The organism is Janthinobacterium sp. MP5059B, from assembly GCF_001758645.1.
Classification (GTDB): domain Bacteria; phylum Pseudomonadota; class Gammaproteobacteria; order Burkholderiales; family Burkholderiaceae_D; genus Janthinobacterium; species Janthinobacterium lividum.
Window position 1 is genome coordinate 30,108 of the sequence record NZ_LRHX01000007.1, and the last position, 17,129, is coordinate 47,236.

Annotated in this window: 19 protein-coding genes; 13 read left to right on the forward strand and 6 right to left on the reverse strand. The window is 59.5% G+C overall.

Annotated features, from left to right (window positions below; translation table 11 throughout):
* Positions 1 to 128: 128 nt before the first annotated feature.
* From mnmG to JAB1_RS10660, 13 genes are all read left to right on the forward strand, one after another.
* Positions 129 to 2,066 carry a tRNA uridine-5-carboxymethylaminomethyl(34) synthesis enzyme MnmG gene (gene mnmG / locus JAB1_RS10600; RefSeq protein WP_070279928.1) on the forward strand — a complete coding sequence of 646 codons (1,938 nt, stop codon included), beginning with the start codon at positions 129 to 131 and terminating at the stop codon, positions 2,064 to 2,066.
* Positions 2,063 to 2,707, forward strand: a complete 645-nt coding sequence (gene rsmG, locus JAB1_RS10605) for a 16S rRNA (guanine(527)-N(7))-methyltransferase RsmG (RefSeq protein WP_070279929.1) — start codon at positions 2,063 to 2,065, stop codon at positions 2,705 to 2,707. Before mnmG ends, rsmG begins: the two co-directional genes overlap by 4 nt.
* Before the next feature lie 168 nt (positions 2,708 to 2,875).
* Positions 2,876 to 3,646, forward strand: a complete 771-nt coding sequence (locus tag JAB1_RS10610) for an AAA family ATPase (protein WP_034752687.1) — start codon at positions 2,876 to 2,878, stop codon at positions 3,644 to 3,646.
* Positions 3,647 to 3,710: 64 nt separating this feature from the next.
* A complete protein-coding gene (locus tag JAB1_RS10615) occupies positions 3,711 to 4,598 on the forward strand; it encodes a ParB/RepB/Spo0J family partition protein (protein ID WP_034783839.1) in 888 nt (295 codons plus the stop codon).
* 270 nt (positions 4,599 to 4,868) lie between these two features.
* Positions 4,869 to 5,237, forward strand: coding sequence for an ATP synthase subunit I (locus JAB1_RS10620; RefSeq protein WP_034752692.1), 369 nt, complete (start codon positions 4,869 to 4,871; stop codon positions 5,235 to 5,237).
* A gap of 51 nt (positions 5,238 to 5,288) precedes the next feature.
* Positions 5,289 to 6,098, forward strand: coding sequence for a F0F1 ATP synthase subunit A (atpB, locus tag JAB1_RS10625; protein ID WP_046681851.1), 810 nt, complete (start codon positions 5,289 to 5,291; stop codon positions 6,096 to 6,098).
* A 59-nt stretch (positions 6,099 to 6,157) separates the two neighbouring features.
* Positions 6,158 to 6,436 carry a F0F1 ATP synthase subunit C gene (gene atpE / locus JAB1_RS10630; protein ID WP_034752695.1) on the forward strand — a complete coding sequence of 93 codons (279 nt, stop codon included), beginning with the start codon at positions 6,158 to 6,160 and terminating at the stop codon, positions 6,434 to 6,436.
* A gap of 43 nt (positions 6,437 to 6,479) precedes the next feature.
* Entirely contained in the window at positions 6,480 to 6,950 is a 471-nt protein-coding gene (locus JAB1_RS10635; protein WP_034752697.1) for a F0F1 ATP synthase subunit B, read from the forward strand.
* A gap of 2 nt (positions 6,951 to 6,952) precedes the next feature.
* Positions 6,953 to 7,498 (forward strand): F0F1 ATP synthase subunit delta, encoded by a 546-nt coding sequence (locus JAB1_RS10640; protein ID WP_034783838.1) that lies wholly within the window; start codon positions 6,953 to 6,955, stop codon positions 7,496 to 7,498.
* Between the two features lie 78 nt (positions 7,499 to 7,576).
* Positions 7,577 to 9,118, forward strand: a complete 1,542-nt coding sequence (gene atpA, locus JAB1_RS10645; protein ID WP_034752701.1) for a F0F1 ATP synthase subunit alpha — start codon at positions 7,577 to 7,579, stop codon at positions 9,116 to 9,118.
* Positions 9,119 to 9,180: 62 nt separating this feature from the next.
* Positions 9,181 to 10,056: a F0F1 ATP synthase subunit gamma gene (gene atpG / locus JAB1_RS10650; RefSeq protein WP_034783836.1), complete on the forward strand. Its 876-nt coding sequence runs from the start codon at positions 9,181 to 9,183 to the stop codon at positions 10,054 to 10,056.
* A 29-nt stretch (positions 10,057 to 10,085) separates the two neighbouring features.
* A complete protein-coding gene (gene atpD / locus JAB1_RS10655) occupies positions 10,086 to 11,486 on the forward strand; it encodes a F0F1 ATP synthase subunit beta (RefSeq protein ID WP_034752705.1) in 1,401 nt (466 codons plus the stop codon).
* Positions 11,487 to 11,548: 62 nt separating this feature from the next.
* Positions 11,549 to 11,968, forward strand: coding sequence for a F0F1 ATP synthase subunit epsilon (locus JAB1_RS10660; protein ID WP_034752707.1), 420 nt, complete (start codon positions 11,549 to 11,551; stop codon positions 11,966 to 11,968).
* A 56-nt stretch (positions 11,969 to 12,024) separates the two neighbouring features.
* Here the strand turns inward: JAB1_RS10660 and rsgA are convergent, their stop codons facing one another.
* From rsgA to JAB1_RS10685, 6 genes are all read right to left on the reverse strand, one after another.
* Entirely contained in the window at positions 12,025 to 13,089 is a 1,065-nt protein-coding gene (gene rsgA / locus JAB1_RS10665) for a ribosome small subunit-dependent GTPase A (RefSeq protein WP_070279930.1), read from the reverse strand.
* Between the two features lie 205 nt (positions 13,090 to 13,294).
* The gene (locus tag JAB1_RS10670) at positions 13,295 to 13,990 is read right to left on the reverse strand and encodes a hypothetical protein (RefSeq protein ID WP_254672050.1); all 696 of its coding nucleotides are present in this window, start codon (positions 13,988 to 13,990) and stop codon (positions 13,295 to 13,297) included.
* Between the two features lie 64 nt (positions 13,991 to 14,054).
* Complete coding sequence (speD, locus tag JAB1_RS10675; protein ID WP_070279931.1) at positions 14,055 to 14,426, reverse strand: adenosylmethionine decarboxylase; 372 nt, start codon at positions 14,424 to 14,426, stop codon at positions 14,055 to 14,057.
* 2 nt (positions 14,427 to 14,428) lie between these two features.
* The gene (locus tag JAB1_RS29880) at positions 14,429 to 14,599 is read right to left on the reverse strand and encodes a hypothetical protein (protein ID WP_157814714.1); all 171 of its coding nucleotides are present in this window, start codon (positions 14,597 to 14,599) and stop codon (positions 14,429 to 14,431) included.
* The gene (locus JAB1_RS10680) at positions 14,596 to 16,059 is read right to left on the reverse strand and encodes a DUF4178 domain-containing protein (RefSeq protein ID WP_070279932.1); all 1,464 of its coding nucleotides are present in this window, start codon (positions 16,057 to 16,059) and stop codon (positions 14,596 to 14,598) included. Before JAB1_RS10680 ends, JAB1_RS29880 begins: the two co-directional genes overlap by 4 nt.
* A gap of 10 nt (positions 16,060 to 16,069) precedes the next feature.
* Complete coding sequence (locus JAB1_RS10685; protein WP_070279933.1) at positions 16,070 to 17,116, reverse strand: SPFH domain-containing protein; 1,047 nt, start codon at positions 17,114 to 17,116, stop codon at positions 16,070 to 16,072.
* Positions 17,117 to 17,129: the final 13 nt, after the last annotated feature.

Sequence of the window (17,129 nt, forward strand, 5' to 3'; positions counted from 1 at the left end):
CGTCGTTGACTTGCTCCTGCTGAGTAAAAATTAAGCAAAAAATGGGCTGCGCAAGGTTGCGCTTGCAAAAAGACTCTATAATCGGAGCTCTCATCCCGCATTTTTACTTGCACTGTTACCTATTTATCATGTTATTTCCTACAGAATTCGACGTCATCGTTGTCGGTGGTGGTCACGCCGGTACCGAGGCGGCCCTCGCTTCCGCCCGCATGGGGCAGAAGACGCTATTGCTCACGCATAATATTGAGACATTGGGCCAGATGTCGTGCAACCCTTCCATCGGTGGCATCGGCAAGGGCCACCTGGTCAAGGAAGTCGATGCCATGGGTGGCGCGATGGCGATTGCCACCGACGAATCCGGCATCCAGTTCCGCATCCTGAACTCCTCGAAAGGCCCGGCAGTCCGCGCCACGCGCGCCCAGGCCGACCGTATTTTGTATAAGGCCGCCATCCGTACGCGCCTGGAAAACCAGACTAACCTGTGGCTGTTCCAGCAAGCCGTCGATGATCTGATCGTCGAAGGCGACCGTGTCGTCGGCGCCGTGACGCAGATCGGCTTGAAGTTTCTCGCGCGCGCCGTGGTGCTGACGGCTGGCACTTTCCTCGACGGCAAGATCCACGTGGGCTTGAATAACTACTCGGCCGGCCGCGCCGGCGACCCGCCCGCCATCTCGCTGTCGGCCCGCCTGAAAGAGCTGAAACTGCCGCAGGGCCGCCTGAAAACCGGTACGCCGCCGCGCATCGATGGCCGCACGATCGACTTTTCCGTGATGCAAGAACAGCCGGGCGACCTCGATCCCGTGCCCGTGTTTTCCGTGATGGGCAACACGTCCATGCATCCGCGCCAGGTACCGTGCTGGGTCACGCACACGAATAGCCAGACGCACGACATCATCCGCGCCGGCCTCGACCGCAGCCCCATGTACACGGGCGTGATCGAGGGCGTGGGCCCCCGTTATTGCCCGTCGATCGAAGACAAGATCCACCGTTTCTCGGGCAAGGAATCGCACCAGATCTTCCTCGAGCCGGAAGGCTTGACGACGCATGAATTCTATCCGAACGGCATCTCCACCAGCCTGCCGTTCGACGTGCAGATCGCCCTCGTGCAATCGATGAAGGGCATGGAAAATGCTCACATCCTGCGCCCCGGCTACGCCATCGAATACGATTACTTCGACCCGCGCGGCTTGAAGGCCTCGCTGGAAACGAAGGCTGTCGCCGGCCTGTTCTTTGCCGGCCAGATCAACGGCACCACGGGCTACGAGGAAGCGGCCGCGCAAGGCATGCTGGCGGGCCTGAATGCGGCCTTGCTGACGCAGGACAAGGAAGCCTGGGTACCGGGCCGCTCCGAGGCCTATCTGGGCGTGCTGGTCGACGATCTGATCACCCAGGGCGTGCAGGAACCGTACCGCATGTTTACCAGCCGCGCCGAGTACCGCCTGAGCCTGCGCGAAGACAATGCCGACATGCGCCTGACGGAAATCGGCCGCGCCCTGGGCTGCGTGGGCGACGCCCAATGGCAAGCGTTTGAAACGAAGCGCGAAGCGGTGGCGCTGGAGCTCGAGCGTCTGCGTTCCACGTGGGTCAACCCGCGCATCCTGGCGGCTGCCGAATCGGAACGCATCGTTGGCCAGGCTATCGAACGCGAGTATTCGCTGGCGGACTTGCTGCGCCGCCCGAACGTGGCCTACGACACCCTGATGAGCATGACGGGCATGGAAGGCCAGGCCCTGGCGGGTCCCGGCGTGGAAGACCCCGCCGTGCGCGAGCAGGTGGAAATCCAGCTCAAATATGCGGGCTACATCGAGCGCCAGAGCAAGGAAATCGAGCGCCACGAACACTATGAAACCCTGGCCTTGCCGGAAGGTTTCAATTATCTGGATATCGGCGCGCTGTCCGTCGAAGTGCGGCAAAAACTCGACAAGCAGCGCCCTGAAACCCTGGGCCAGGCATCGCGCATTTCCGGTGTGACGCCGGCGGCGATTTCACTGCTGCTGGTGCACCTGAAAAAGCGCGGTTTTGGTGCCGCGCAGACCACCACTTTAAAGGACGAGGTTGTTGAATGAAGCAGTTTGACCGGGCCGCACTGGCCCAGATTTTGAATGAAGGCATCGCCGCGCTGGGGCTCGACCTGAGCGCGGATCAGACGGAAAAACTGCTCGATTACCTGGCCTTGCTGGCCAAATGGAACAGCGTGTACAACCTGACGTCGGTGCGCGATCCCATGCAGATGCTGACCCTGCACGTACTCGATTCGCTGGCCGCCGTGCCGGCGTTCGCGGATGCAAAGAATGTGCTCGACGTGGGCGCCGGCGGCGGCTTGCCGGGCATGGTCCTGGCCATCGCGCGCCCCGATGTGAAGGTGTCGATGATCGACACGGTGCATAAGAAGACGGCATTCTTGACGCAAGTGAAAGCGGAACTGGGCCTTGCCAACGTGACCGTGTACACGAAACGGGTGGAACAGCTGGAAGTGCAGCAGAAATTCGACGTGATCACCTCGCGCGCCTTTGCCGACCTGTCCGACTTCGTCAACTGGTCGAACCATGTGCTGGCCGAGGGCGGGCAATTCATCGCCTTGAAAGGGGTGGCACCGCCAGACGAGCGCGAGCGACTGCCAGCGGAATGGCAAGTAACCGAGCTACGCGCAATCGCGGTGCCAGGGCTAAATGCAGAGCGTCATCTGGTCTTTATAGCAAGCATTTAAACGCCAGAAAATTAAACGATATAAATCATATAAATGGTTTATACGGTATAAATAATATAAACCGTATAAACGATTTATATCGTATAAATGAAATAAACAGTATAAATCGTTTCGGCCAGATGCCGGGGCGCACGATGAAGTTTGCATCTCTTTACAACTAGAAGATACATGGCCAAAATTTTTTGTGTAGCAAATCAAAAGGGTGGTGTTGGTAAAACCACAACAAGTGTCAACCTCTCCGCCGGTCTGGCCAAGTTGAACCAGCGCGTGCTGCTGGTCGACCTCGACCCGCAGGGCAATGCGACCATGGGCGCCGGCATCAACAAGGCCGGCCTGAAGGCATCGACGTATGAAGTCATGCTGGGCGAGTCCGATGTCAAAACGGCACGCCAGCGTTCGGAAGCGGGGCGCTTCGATGTCTTGCCGTCGAACCGCGAGCTGGCCGGCGCGGAAGTGGAGATGGTCGAGCTGGACAACCGCGAACGCCGCCTGAAGGATGCGCTGGCCGAAGTGGACGGCGAATACGACTTCATATTAGTAGATTGCCCACCGGCATTATCGATGCTGACCCTGAACGGCCTGTGCGCCGCGCATGGCGTGATTATCCCGATGCAGTGCGAGTACTACGCGCTGGAAGGCTTGTCCGACCTGGTCAACACCATCAAGAAGGTGCATGCGAACCTGAACCCGGACTTGAAGATCATTGGGCTCTTGCGCGTGATGTTCGATCCACGCATGACATTATCGCAACAAGTGTCGGCGCAGCTGGAACAGCACTTCGGCGACAAGGTTTTCAATACCATTATCCCGCGCAATGTCCGCCTGGCCGAAGCGCCATCGTACGGCTTGCCCGGCGTGACCTTCGACCCCAGCTCGAAAGGTGCCCAGGCATATATCGCCTTCGGCGCCGAGATGGTCGAACGCATCAAACATATGTAAACAAGGGGCGAGCGTCTGCACGATTCGATGTAAGCGCTTACTCTGAAAACACGATTAGGACAGCATGGCTACGAAAAAATTAAAAGGACTGGGTCGCGGACTCGACGCTCTGTTGGGCGGCGGGGGCGGCGACTTTGCCAGTCCGGACACGCATCAACCGTCGAACTTGCCCGTGTCGCAAATGCAAGCCGGCAAATACCAGCCGCGCACGCGCATGGACGAGGGGGCCTTGAATGAACTGGCCGCCTCGATCAAGGCGCAAGGGCTGATGCAGCCTATCCTGGTGCGCCCGATCGGGCAAGACACCTTGAGCGGCTTGATCAAATATGAAATCATCGCTGGCGAACGCCGTTTCCGCGCGTCGCAACTGGCCGGTCTGACGGAAGTGCCGGTGCTGGTGCGCGACGTGGACGACCTGGCCGCCGCGGCCATGGCGCTGATCGAGAACATCCAGCGCGAAGACTTGAATCCCCTGGAAGAAGCGCAGGGCATCCACCGCCTGATCGCCGACTTCAGTTTTACGCATGAGCAAGCGGCCACTGCGCTGGGACGCTCGCGCAGCGCCGTGTCGAACCTGTTGCGTTTGATGAACCTGGCCGCTCCCGTGCAGACCATGCTGATGGCCGGCGATATCGACATGGGCCATGCGCGCGCGCTGCTGGCCGTCGATGCGGCCAGCCAGATCACCTTGGCCAACCAGGTCGTGGCCAAGCGCCTGTCGGTGCGCGAAACGGAAAAGCTCGTGACGCGCTCGGTCGAGGAAGCGGCCAACCCGGTCGAGCCGCGGCAAAAGGAAAAGTCCGGCGACATCGCGCGCCTGGAAGAAGAGCTGTCCGATGCGCTGGCCACGCCCGTGGTATTCAAGATGGGCAACAAGGGCCGTGGCCAATTGGTGATTGATTTTGCCGATCTTGACGTGCTCGATGGTTTGTTGACCCGCTTGCGTGGTTAAATAGCAAGCTGCAAAGGCAGGGATCATGCGGGTGTGGACAATCCGGCCATGCTTTCCAGATGCACCACGTGATTCCTTGATAACACGGCTGGAAGCGGCCAGACAAGCGACTTTGCCATATAGTGGTGCAAATGGCGGCGAATAGTCGGTAAAGCGTCAGTTTCACGCAGCAATTGCCCTGCTGCGGTGCAGCAACGTTTGACTCTATAGATCAAAGCCAACTATAATCCCGTGTCTTTGCGTGTGTAGATTTTTCTGGGAACTTGGCAATTGAGTGATTCACAACAAAGTATTGCCAAACCAGTCTACAAAGTAGTTGCATTGCAGCTAGCAATCGCTATCAGCTTTGCCACGGTCACCCTGTTTTTCGGTGGCAGTGTCAGAGGCTGGTCCGCCGCATACGGCGGCGCTATCGCAGTCATCGGTAGCCTGGTGTATGCCCTGCTGGTGGTTCGCGGTTCTAGCGACGCCAACAAGGCATTCCGGGCGCATTTGCGCGCAGAAGTGGTGAAAATATTTATCACAGCGGTGCTGTTTATATTGGCACTGGTGTTGTTTCAGTCGGCCGCCTGGTTATGGCTGATCTTGGGTTTCGCGGTGGCAACCTTAGCATACTGGTTTTCATTGCTCGCTGTTTAATCATTGGTTTTGGGGCCTGTTGTGCTCTGAAACGACAAATCTAAATTCATTATGACCACAGAACACGCTATTGAAGCGGGCCATGCTGCCCCGGCCAACGCCACAGAATACATCAGTCACCATCTGGCCCACCTGAGAAGTGCCGACGGCATGATCAATCTGGATACGTTCTGGATTTCGGCCATTCTGGGCTTTGTTTTCCTGGCTGTTTTCTATATGGCGTCGCGCCGCGCGACGGCTGGTGTCCCTGGCAAGTTGCAAAACTTCGTCGAAATGGTCATGGAAATCGTCAATGACACTATTAATGGGGCCTTCCACGCGAAAAGCAAGGTCATCGCGCCGCTGGCCATCACTATTTTTGTGTGGGTCTGGTTGCTCAACGCGATGGACTTCCTGCCGGTTGACCTGTTGCCGAAGATTCTGAGCTGGTTTGGCGTGCATAAACTGCGCGCCGTGCCGACCGCCGACGTCAACCACACCTTCGCCATGTCGCTGTCGGTCGTGCTGTGCGTGATCGCCTTCTCGATCAAGGCCAAGGGCCTGGGCGGCTGGATCAAGGAACTGTTCACGGCACCGTTCCATGCGAGCGGCCTGATCGGCACGATCGCCCTGGCACCTGTCAATTTCCTGCTGCAAATGGTTGAGCTGGTTGCAAAACTGATCTCCCTGTCGCTGCGACTGTTCGGCAATATGTACGCCGGCGAACTGATTTTCATCTTGATCGCGTTGTTGCCTTGGTGGGCACAGTGGGCGTTGGGTGGTCCATGGGCAATTTTCCATATCTTGATTGTAACTTTGCAAGCTTTTGTGTTTATGGCGTTGACGGTTGTGTATCTGAGCCTTGCGGTTGAGAAACATTAATCATTAACTTTATATTTTGTTTTTTTAGTATCTTTCGTTTTTAAATTTAGGAGAATTTTATGCAAGCTCTGATCGCACAAGTACAAAGCATGACCGTTCTGGCAGCAGCAATCATCATCGGCCTGGCCGCAATCGGCACCGCTCTGGGCTTCGCTATCTTGGGTGGCAAATTCCTGGAAGCTTCGGCACGTCAACCAGAACTGATGCCACAACTGCAAACCAAACTGTTCGTTATCGCTGGTCTGCTGGATGCTATCTCGATGATCGGCGTTGGTGTTGCTCTGCTGTACACGTTCGCTAACCCGTTCCTGTCCGCTCTGACGGCTGTTGCTCAGTAATTCGCTCCAACCCTAGGAGAAACTTTTAGTTAGGAGCAAAGGTATGGACATCAATATGTCGCTCATCGGCCAGATGATCACCTTCGCGGTGTTGGTCTGGTTCTCGATGAAGTTCGTATTTCCAGCGCTGAACAATGCGCTGGATGAGCGTGCCAAACGAATCGCGGATGGATTGGCTGCGGCCGATCAAGGTCAAGCTTCGATGGCTGTCGCTGAAAAGCGTGCGCAAGAGGCATTGAACAGTGCACGTGAAGAAGCGTCGCAACGCGTTGCGGACGCTGAAAAGCGCGCGCAGCTGGTTGCTGAAGAGATCAAGCAAAATGCACAAGCTGAAGCTGCGCGTATCATTGCGCAAGCCCAGTCGGACGCCGAACAGCAACTGTCGAAAGCACGCGAACAATTGCGCGCTCAGGTGGCTGACCTGGCTGTCAAGGGTGCCGAGCAGATCTTGAAGCGTGAAGTTAACGCTACGGCTCACGCCGAAATGTTGCAGCGTCTTGCTGTCGAGCTGTAATCATGGCAGAACTCGCAACCGTCGCCCGTCCCTACGCGGAAGCTTTGTTCCGCGTAGCCCAAGCTGGTAAGGAGTCAAGCAACCTCGCGGCGTGGTCCGAGCTGGTGTCCGAACTGGCACAGATCGGTAGCCACCCCGAGGTACAGGCGTACGCGCGCAATCCGAAAGTTTCGGAAAGCGACGTCGCCGCCACCATCCTGTCGTTGTTGAAATCGCCGCTCAATGAGGAAGTGAAAAACTTCGTCACGATGTTGATCGAAAATGGCCGCATCAGCCTGCTGCCGGAAATCGGCGCGCAATTCCATACGTTGAAAAACGGTCTGGAAGGTGCGGCTGACGCCGAGATCACGAGCGCTTTCGATCTGAGCGAAGGCCAAACGGCCGAGCTGGTCGCAACGCTGGAAAAGAAATTCAGTCGTAAGCTCAACCCTGCCGTCACAGTGGATCCATCGCTGCTCGGCGGCGTGCGCGTGGTCGTTGGCGACCAAGTGCTCGATACCTCGGTGCGCGCCAAGCTGCAGCAACTGCACGCTGCACTGGTGTCGTAAGACACGCGCTTCGGCAGGCCAGCTAAGACAGACCCTTACCCCTCGCGCAAGCTGAGAGAAACACTTTTAGGAGTTAGTATGCAACTCAACCCATCTGAAATCAGCGAGTTGATCAAGAGCCGGATCCAAGGTCTTGACGGCGGCGCTGAAGTGCGTAATCAAGGCACGGTTATTTCCGTCGCCGACGGTATCTGCCGCATCCACGGTTTGTCGGACGTGATGCAAGGCGAGATGCTGGAATTCCCAGGCAATACGTTTGGCCTGGCAATGAATCTGGAACGCGACTCCGTCGGCTCCGTGATTCTGGGTGCCTACGAGCACATCTCCGAAGGCGACACGGTGAAATGCACCGGCCGCATTCTGGAAGTGCCAGTCGGTCCTGAGCTGCTCGGCCGCGTTGTCAACGCGCTGGGTCAGCCAATCGACGGCAAAGGCGCCATCGAGACGAAACTGACGGCCGCGATTGAAAAAATCGCTCCGGGCGTGATCGCCCGTGAGTCCGTTTCGCAACCAATGCAAACCGGCCTGAAGTCGATCGATGCGATGGTTCCAGTTGGCCGCGGCCAGCGCGAACTGATCATCGGCGACCGTCAAACCGGCAAGTCGGCTGTGGCGATTGATGCGATCATCAATCAAAAAGGCCAGGGCATGAAATGTATCTACGTCGCGATTGGCCAAAAAGCCTCGTCGATCAAGAACATCGTGCGCTCGCTGGAACAGCACGGCGCGATGGAATACACCATCGTTGTCGCCGCTTCCGCTTCGGAATCGGCCGCCATGCAATACATCTCGCCGTACTCCGGTTGCGCCATGGGCGAATACTTCCGTGACCGCGGTGAAGATGCACTGATCGTCTACGATGATCTGTCCAAACAAGCTGTTGCATACCGTCAAATCTCGCTGCTGCTGCGCCGTCCACCAGGTCGCGAAGCGTACCCAGGCGACGTGTTCTACCTGCACAGCCGCCTGCTGGAACGCGCAGCACGCGTGAACGCCGACTACGTCGAGAAGTTCACCGACGGCGCCGTCAAAGGCAAGACCGGTTCCCTGACGGCGCTGCCGATCATTGAAACGCAAGCTGGCGACGTGTCCGCATTCGTTCCAACCAACGTGATTTCGATTACCGACGGTCAGATCTTCCTGGAAACCTCGCTGTTCAACGCCGGTATCCGTCCTGCCATTAACGCCGGTATTTCCGTATCGCGCGTCGGTGGCGCCGCCCAGACCAAGGTCATCAAAAACCTGTCCGGCGGTATCCGTACCGACTTGGCGCAGTACCGTGAACTGGCTGCGTTTGCGCAGTTCGCTTCGGACCTGGATGAATCGACCCGCAAGCAGCTGGACCGCGGCGCGCGCGTAACGGAATTGCTCAAGCAAGCCCAATACTCGCCACTGTCGATCTCGCTGATGGCCGTATCGCTGTTCTCGGTGAACAAAGGCTTCATGGACGACGTGCCAGTCAAGCAAGTGCTGTCGTTCGAAGCTGGTGTCCACGCTTACATGAAGACCAAGCAAGCTGCTCTGCTGGCCAAGATCGAAGAAACCAAGCAACTCGACAAAGACAGCGAAGCAACTCTGTCGGCGGCCATTGCTGATTTCAAGAAATCCGGCGCATATTAAGCGGCCAGGCGGCGCCCACTTCGAGTGAGGCGCCGCCCTACGCGCAGAAGGAGTAAGGACTCATGGCATCAAGCAAAGAGATACGAGGCAAGATCAAGAGCGTAGAGAATACGAAGAAGATCACCAAGGCGATGGAAATGGTCGCCGCGTCCAAAATGCGCAAGGCGCAAGACCGGATGCGGGCCGCTCGTCCCTACAGTGACAAGATTCGGAATATCGCCGCCAATCTGGCGACCGCCAATCCGGAATACACGCACCCGTTCCTGGCAGCTGCCCAGGGTACGCAAGCGAAGGCAGTGGGTTTCATCGTTGTCACGACCGACAAGGGTCTGTGCGGCGGCATGAACACCAACATCCTGCGCCAGGTGACGTCGAAGTCGCGCGAGCTGGAAGCAGCTGGCAACCGGGTTGAAGCAGTTGCCATCGGTAACAAGGGTTTGGGTTTTTTGAATCGCATCGGCGTCAAGATCATTGCGCACGCCATTCAAACCGGCGATACGCCCCACCTGGACAAACTGATCGGACCTGTCAAGGTCATGCTCGAAGAGTTCCAGGCAGGCAAGATCGATGCAGTGTACCTGTGCTACACCAAATTCATCAACACGATGAAACAGGAACCAGTCGTGGAGCAATTGCTGCCCCTGACGGCCGACAAGATGGTCGCCGACAAGGGTGCCCACTCGTGGGATTACATCTACGAGCCGGACGCGCAAAGCGTGATCGACGAATTGCTGGAGCGCTATGTAGAAGCGCTGGTGTACCAGGCAGTCGCGGAGAATCTGGCGTCCGAGCAATCGGCACGGATGGTCGCGATGAAAGCTGCAAGCGACAACGCGGGTAGTGTGATCGGCGAATTGAAGCTGATCTACAACAAGACCCGCCAAGCTGCGATTACCAAAGAACTCTCCGAAATCGTCGCCGGTGCGGCTGCGGTTTAAACGAATTTAACTATATTGAAGGAACGAACATGGCTGATGGCAAAATCGTTCAGTGTATCGGCGCTGTGGTGGACGTTGAGTTTCCCCGCAACGCGATGCCTAAGGTATTTGATGCCTTGAAGATGGCAGGCTCGGAACTGACCCTGGAAGTACAACAGCAGTTGGGCGACGGCATTGTCCGTACCATTGCACTCGGTTCGTCCGATGGCTTGCGTCGCGGCATGATGATTCAAAACACCGGCAAACCTATCATGGTGCCAGTCGGTAAAGCAACCCTGGGTCGCATCATGGACGTGCTGGGCAACCCGATCGACGAATGCGGCCCAGTGTCGCACGAGCAGATCGCGTCGATCCACCGCACCGCTCCTGCATACGACGAACTGTCGCCATCGCAAGAACTGCTGGAAACCGGCATCAAGGTGATCGACCTGGTGTGCCCGTTTGCAAAAGGCGGTAAAGTTGGTCTGTTCGGCGGCGCTGGCGTAGGCAAGACCGTCAACATGATGGAACTGATTAACAACATCGCCAAGGCGCACAGCGGCGTGTCCGTGTTCGCCGGCGTGGGTGAGCGTACCCGTGAAGGTAACGACTTCTACCACGAGATGGCTGACGCGAAAGTGGTCGATCTGGAAAACCCGGAGAACTCCAAAGTCGCGATGGTCTACGGTCAGATGAATGAACCGCCAGGTAACCGTCTGCGCGTCGCGCTGACCGGCCTGACGATCGCTGAATCGTTCCGTGATGAAGGCAAGGACGTTCTGTTCTTCGTCGACAACATCTACCGCTTCACGCTGGCTGGTACCGAAGTATCGGCACTCCTGGGCCGTATGCCGTCGGCTGTGGGTTACCAACCGACCCTGGCTGAAGAAATGGGCCGTCTGCAAGAGCGTATCACGTCGACCAAGACCGGTTCGATCACCTCGATCCAGGCCGTCTACGTTCCAGCCGATGATTACACCGATCCGTCGCCTGCTACCACGTTTGCTCACTTGGATTCGACCGTTGCGCTGTCGCGTGACATCGCTTCCCTGGGTATCTACCCAGCCGTGGACCCACTGGATTCGACCTCGCGTCAGCTGGATCCGTTGATCGTTGGTCAAGAGCACTATGACACCGCGCGTGCCGTGCAAACGACCCTGCAACGCTACAAGGAATTGCGCGACATTATCGCGATTCTGGGTATGGACGAGCTGGCACCGGAAGACAAACTGCTGGTCGCCCGCGCACGTAAGATGCAGCGTTTCCTGTCGCAGCCTTTCCACGTCGCTGAAGTCTTTACCGGCGCGCCTGGTAAATACGTTTCGCTCAAAGACACGATCAAGGGCTTCAAAATGATCGCTTCGGGCGAACTCGATCACCTGCCGGAACAAGCGTTCTACATGGTCGGCACGATCGAAGAAGCAATCGAAAAAGCCAAGAAACTTAACTAAGTTAAGTCTGGGCCTAACCCCGCCCCTTACATGGCGGGGTTCTTCAACCCGATAGGACACACATGGCACACACAATTCACGTTGACGTGGTTTCCGCTGAAGAACTGATTTTTTCAGGCGAAGCAGAATTCGTCGCGTTGCCGGGTGAACAGGGCGAGCTGGGTATCTACCCACGCCACACGCCTTTGATTACCCGCATCCGTCCGGGCGCGGTCCGCATCAAGGTAGTCGGCCAGGCTGAAGAAGAGTTCGTCTTCGTTGCCGGCGGCCTGCTGGAAGTGCAACCGGATACCGTGACCGTCCTGGCCGATACCGCGATCCGCGGTCACGACCTCGACGAAGCGAAAGCGCTGGAAGCGAAGAAGTTGGCGGAAGAAAATATCCACAACAAGGATTCGGGCATCGACTACGCGCAAGCGCAAGCCGAGCTGGCCAGCGCGATTGCGCAGCTGGCAGCGATCCAGAAGCTGCGCAAGATGTAATCCATCTGCGCCGCACAAGAAAGGCAGCCTGCGGGCTGCCTTTTTTTCAGCAAAAATTAGCGGCGCTTGTCCTTTCCCCTTTCCAGCCCCGCCTTCAATATCGTCTTCCACTTGGCGCGCGCGGCAATGCGTTCGAGCGGCGTTTCCTCGCTGCGGCGCGCGTCGCGCAGCAGCTTGTGATAATTACGCAGGCGGTCCCCATCGACGGCGCCGCGCACGGCGCAACCGGGCTCGCTGGCATGCTGGCAATCGCGGAACTGGCATGTCGCTGCCAGCGCCGCGATATCGTCGAACGTGGCAGCCAGCGTTTCCGCATCGGCGTCCGCGCGCCAGCTGCGCAAGCCCGGCGTGTCGATGATGCAGGCGCCGCTGGCGCACAGGTGCAGCGAGCGCGCCGTCGTCGTGTGCCGGCCACGGCCGTCGCCATGGCGCACGCCGTTGGTTGCCTGCTGCGCCGCAGCCAGGGTGTTGGTCAGGCTGGACTTGCCCGCGCCCGATGAACCTAGCAGTACCAGGGTCTGGCCGGCATCCAGCCAGGGTTCCAGGATGGCCACGTCATACGCATGGCGCGTATCGATGGCAAACAGCGGCACGTGGGGCGGCAGGCGCAGTTTGAGCTGCGCCAGCTTGCCCGGCACGTCATCGGCCACGTCGGCCTTGCTCAGCACCACCACGGGGCTGACCTGGGCCGCCAGCACGATGGCCAGATAGCGTTCCAGCCGGCGCGGGTTGAAGTCTTCGTCCAGTCCCATCACCAGCAGGGCCGTATCGACATTGCTGGCGAGCACTTGCCGCCGGCCGTCATTGCCGCGCCGGCCGATCTGCGTGACTGGGGATAAGTGCGCCGTTATCCACAGCATGCCGTAACCATCGTGTTCGGCGGCGACCCAGTCGCCAACGGCAAGGATGGTGTCTTGCGCCTGCAGCTCGTGCAGCAGGCGCGGCAGGACCTGCGCCCCGTGTTCCAGGATGCCATCGTGCACACCGATGCTGTCGCGGTGCACGGCGCTCACGCGCAGCAGCTGCGCGGCGGGGGAAGAGATGTCGAGTTGGGTGGCTGCGCTGGCGATGGCCTGCTGCAGCCCGATAAGGCGTAGTTGCGCAAAATCGAATGTGATCATGGTAGCGTGATTCCAGATTCTGTCGTCCGCGTGCGGACATGTAGCCTGCGCGTGCAGGCACCGCCAGTCGCCATGACTGGCACGAAAGAAGAGGGAAGTCGGCTACGCGATCACGCGTATGGGGAAGGGCGTGCTAAGGGAGTTAGCGGGGAAAACAGTGATCAGGCAGCCGACAGCACGGCAGTATCCGAATGGCGCATGTTGTCTACTCCTGAGGTGTGATGGAAAACGCCAGTGTGCCAGCGGCGCGCGCCGCCGTCAATGGAAGGTGTGGCTCAGCTGCACATGCCGTAGGTCGGATTAGTCCGCAGGGCGTAATCCGACACATTGTTGGTGCGATTGTTGAATTAGCTGCACATGCCGTAAGCGCTGCGCTCGGGGAAATAGCGGTAGGTAAACGTGCGCACCGGGTAGCGCTTGCCGGCGACGAGCATGTCGGGCATGGACAGGTCGAAACGCTGCGGCAGCTGGCGCGGCAGTTGCAGGCGCAGCCGCCACTGGGTTTCTTTGCTGTTGCCGACGCGGCAAACATGATGGGCAGCTTTTCGATGACGTCGACGATTTCCGCCTTCTGGTTCATGCCGCGCTGGTAGATGGTCAGCACTTTCGCCTCGGCGAACGGCTGCTGTTTCGGCTCTTCCAGCAGGAAGGACAGGCGCGTAAAACTGGCTTGCGTGCCGACGGGTAAAGTAAAAATCAGTGCCAGCTCCGTGCCGCCTTCCTTCAGCGTGACGGGTGGCGTGGCATACACGCTGATACCGCGCGGCAGCTCGAAGCGCGAGCCCTCCGTCCACGTCTTGCACTCGGGCGTGGTGGCCTGGTACAGGCTGGGCGCCGTGTAGTCATCGCAGGCGGAAACCAGCAGCAGCAGGGGCAGGGCAAGGAGGGCGGAACGGCGCATGGGAGTCACGGTAGGGGGAATGAGCCGACAGTGTAAGCGATCCCCACGCGATCCACCAGCGACGCTAGGCTTGCTCGGGCGGCGCGCGCCGCACGGATTGCAGCTGGCAGTGCGCCGCCTGCAAGGCATCCTTGATGGCATCGAGCGCCAGTTGCGGCCGGGCCGCGCCGCACATGAAGATATCGACGGCGGCAAAGCTGCATTCCGGCCAGGTGTGGATGGAGATGTGCGATTCAGCCAGCAGCACCACGCCGGTGACGCCCTGGCCGGCGCCAAAGCTGTGGAAATGGCTGTGCAGCACCTGCGCGCCAGCCGTGATGGCAGCGTCGCGCAGCAGGCGCTCGAGCGTGGCGCCGTCGCGCAGGCGTGCCGGCGCGATGCCCGACAAATCGGCCAGCAAGTGGGTGCCCAGGGGCAGATGCGGTGTGGCTGCCATGCCTATTTGTGGCTGCCGCCGCTGGAGCCGCCGCCATAGCTGCCGCCGCCGCTGCCCGTGCGCGAACTCCAGCTGCTGCCGCTGCTGCTGCCGGCCACCTTGAACATGCGCACCCAGTTGGCGGCCGTGACACTGAAGGTCACCATCAGGGCATAGATCACGTATTTACTCATGGGGGATTCTTTGCATTCTTGTCGAGAAAAGCGGCAGGCAGGAACAGCGCCAGGCAGCCCAGCAAACTCCACATCAAGGTGCTGGAGAACGAGACAAACATGGGAATCGCATTCAAGACCAGCACGATGATGATGAAGACCTTGGCGATGCCGCGATGGCTCAGCTGGATATTCTGCACTTTGGCGCCGCCATGGAAGGCGCTGCCGAACCAGGCGGCCATCTGGTCATAGGCGACGGGTACGGAGCGCGACCAGGTCATTTCCTCGCCGGTGAGCTCCGCCGCCAGCTTGGTCTGCCCCTGCTCGAACTCAAACACGCGCGTGCTGTCGCCGACGGCCACCTTCCAGTTGAAGGCGCCCGCCGCATACACGACCTGTGAGCCGTAGTCATACAGTTTGCGGTAGGTGGCGCCATCGAGCGTGCAGGTATCGGCGTCCAGCGACGCCCAGTTGGGCCAGTTCGGCAGCACGTTCGAGCGCGACCAGCCATCGTCCGTCTCCACCAGCCAGAAGAAGCCGGCGCGCGCGTTGTACAGCAGGTATTCATTCCACTCGCTGCCTTCGTCGTCGGCGCGGCGCATCATGCCGATCACCGTGAAGTCCACATTGCTGATCTTCGCGCTGGCGCCCAGCTCCAGCGTGATGTCGGCGTTGTCGTGCACCTGCTTGCCGATGGCCAGCACCTGCGCTTCCGGGCCGCTGGCGTCGAGCTGCGCATGGCAGGCGGGACACACCAGCTGCGCCGCCGCGCCGGGTACATAGCCGATGCCGCTGCCGCAGGACGGGCAGTCGAGCGCGTCGAGCTTGCCGCGGTACTTGCCAGCGCTCCTGGCGATGGCGTCGTCGTCGCGCAGCAGCTGGCACTGCAAGCCCTCCAGGGTGACGGCAACGCCCTGGTAGACGACGGGTTGCGGGCCATCCGTGTAGTCGAGCGTGACAAAGCTGGCGTAGTTGCGGAAGTCCGCCACTTGGATGCGCCAGCCGGCGCCCACCTTGAACGGCAATTCTCCCTGGCCGGCGATGCATTCGGCGCTGCGGATCTCGGCCGCCGTGTACGGTTCGCCGCAGATCGTGTAGCGCCTGCCCGGCGTCAGCTCGGCAAAGGCGGGCAGGGCGTCTTGCGTGCTGCGTACGCGCGTCAGCGTGTACAGGCCGGACGAGTCGCCCAGCCACGCCGTGCTGGCGTCGTCGAACAGCAGATACCACTCGTTCCACGTGCCGGCGCTGTAGCGCTGCTGGATGCGGCCGACGACGGTGAAGTGCACGCCATCGTGCACGCCGGCCGTGCCGATCTGGATCGGCGAATAGTCTTCCAGGACGGCCGACATCTTGCCCACGTCCTTGACGGAATCGGCGTCCTTGAGGATGGTGCTGTGGCAGTATTCGCACACGGCGAGTACGGAAGCGTGCGAGCGGAAGTGGACTTCCGCGCCGCAGCTGGGACAGGAAACAGTTTGCATGCAGTCGCGCTTAGCCGATCAGTTTTTTCAGCAGTTCAGCCTTGGCGCCGTCGTAGTCGGCCGGCGAGATGAGCCCCTTGTCGAGCAAGCCCTTGAGTTTTTCCAGGCGCGCCTCGATCGGTTCTTCCACGGGGGCCGGTGGCGCCGCAGGCGGCGCGGCCGGGGCAGGCGCCGGCTGCTGCAGCGCACCGCCCATGCTTTGCGCCATCACCTGGCCGATCGACAGCCCGGCACCCAGTCCCGCGCCGATGCCGGCCATGCCGCCTTCGTTCTGCGCCGCCAGCGGGATCGCATTGGCCACCTGGAATTTCGTAAAGCCGCTCATCTTGTCGGCGCCCAGGCCGCCCTTCATGCCGGCCGAGATGCGCTCGTCCAGCGCCGCCTGCAATTCCTCGGGCAGGCTGATGCTGGCCACATTGAATTCATCGAGACCCACGCCATAGCGTGCAAAGGCCTGCGCCAGGCCATCCTTGACCTCTTGCGCCATCAGCGCCTGGTTGGCCGCCATGTCGAGGAAGGGGACATTCGCGCCGCCCAGTGAGCTGGCCATGCTCGACATCAGAATGCCGCGCAATTGATCTTCCACTTCGTCGCGCGTATAGACTTCGCGCGTGCCGCTGATCTCGGTGAAGAAGGTGCGGGCGTCGGCGATGCGGTACGAGTACATGCCGAAGGCGCGCACGCGGATCATGTCGAAATCCTTGTCGCGGATGGTGATCGGCTGCGGCGTGCCCCATTTGCGGCCCGTCTGCACGCGGGTGCTGAAGTAATACACGTCCGACTTGAAGGGCGAATCGAACAGCTTGTCCCAGTTTTTCAGGTTGGTCAGCAACGGCAAGGTCTGCGTCGTCAGCTTGTGCGTGCCGGGACCGAAGACATCGGCGATCTTGCCTTCATTGACGAAGACGGCCACCTGCGATTCGCGCACATTCAGGATGGCGCCGTTCTGGATCTCGAAATCCTGCATGGGAAAACGCCAGGCCAGTACGCCTTCCGTTTCTTCGTTCCACTGCAGTACGTCGATAAACTGCTTCTTGATAAAGCTGCCGAGGCTCATGATGGTGTCCTTG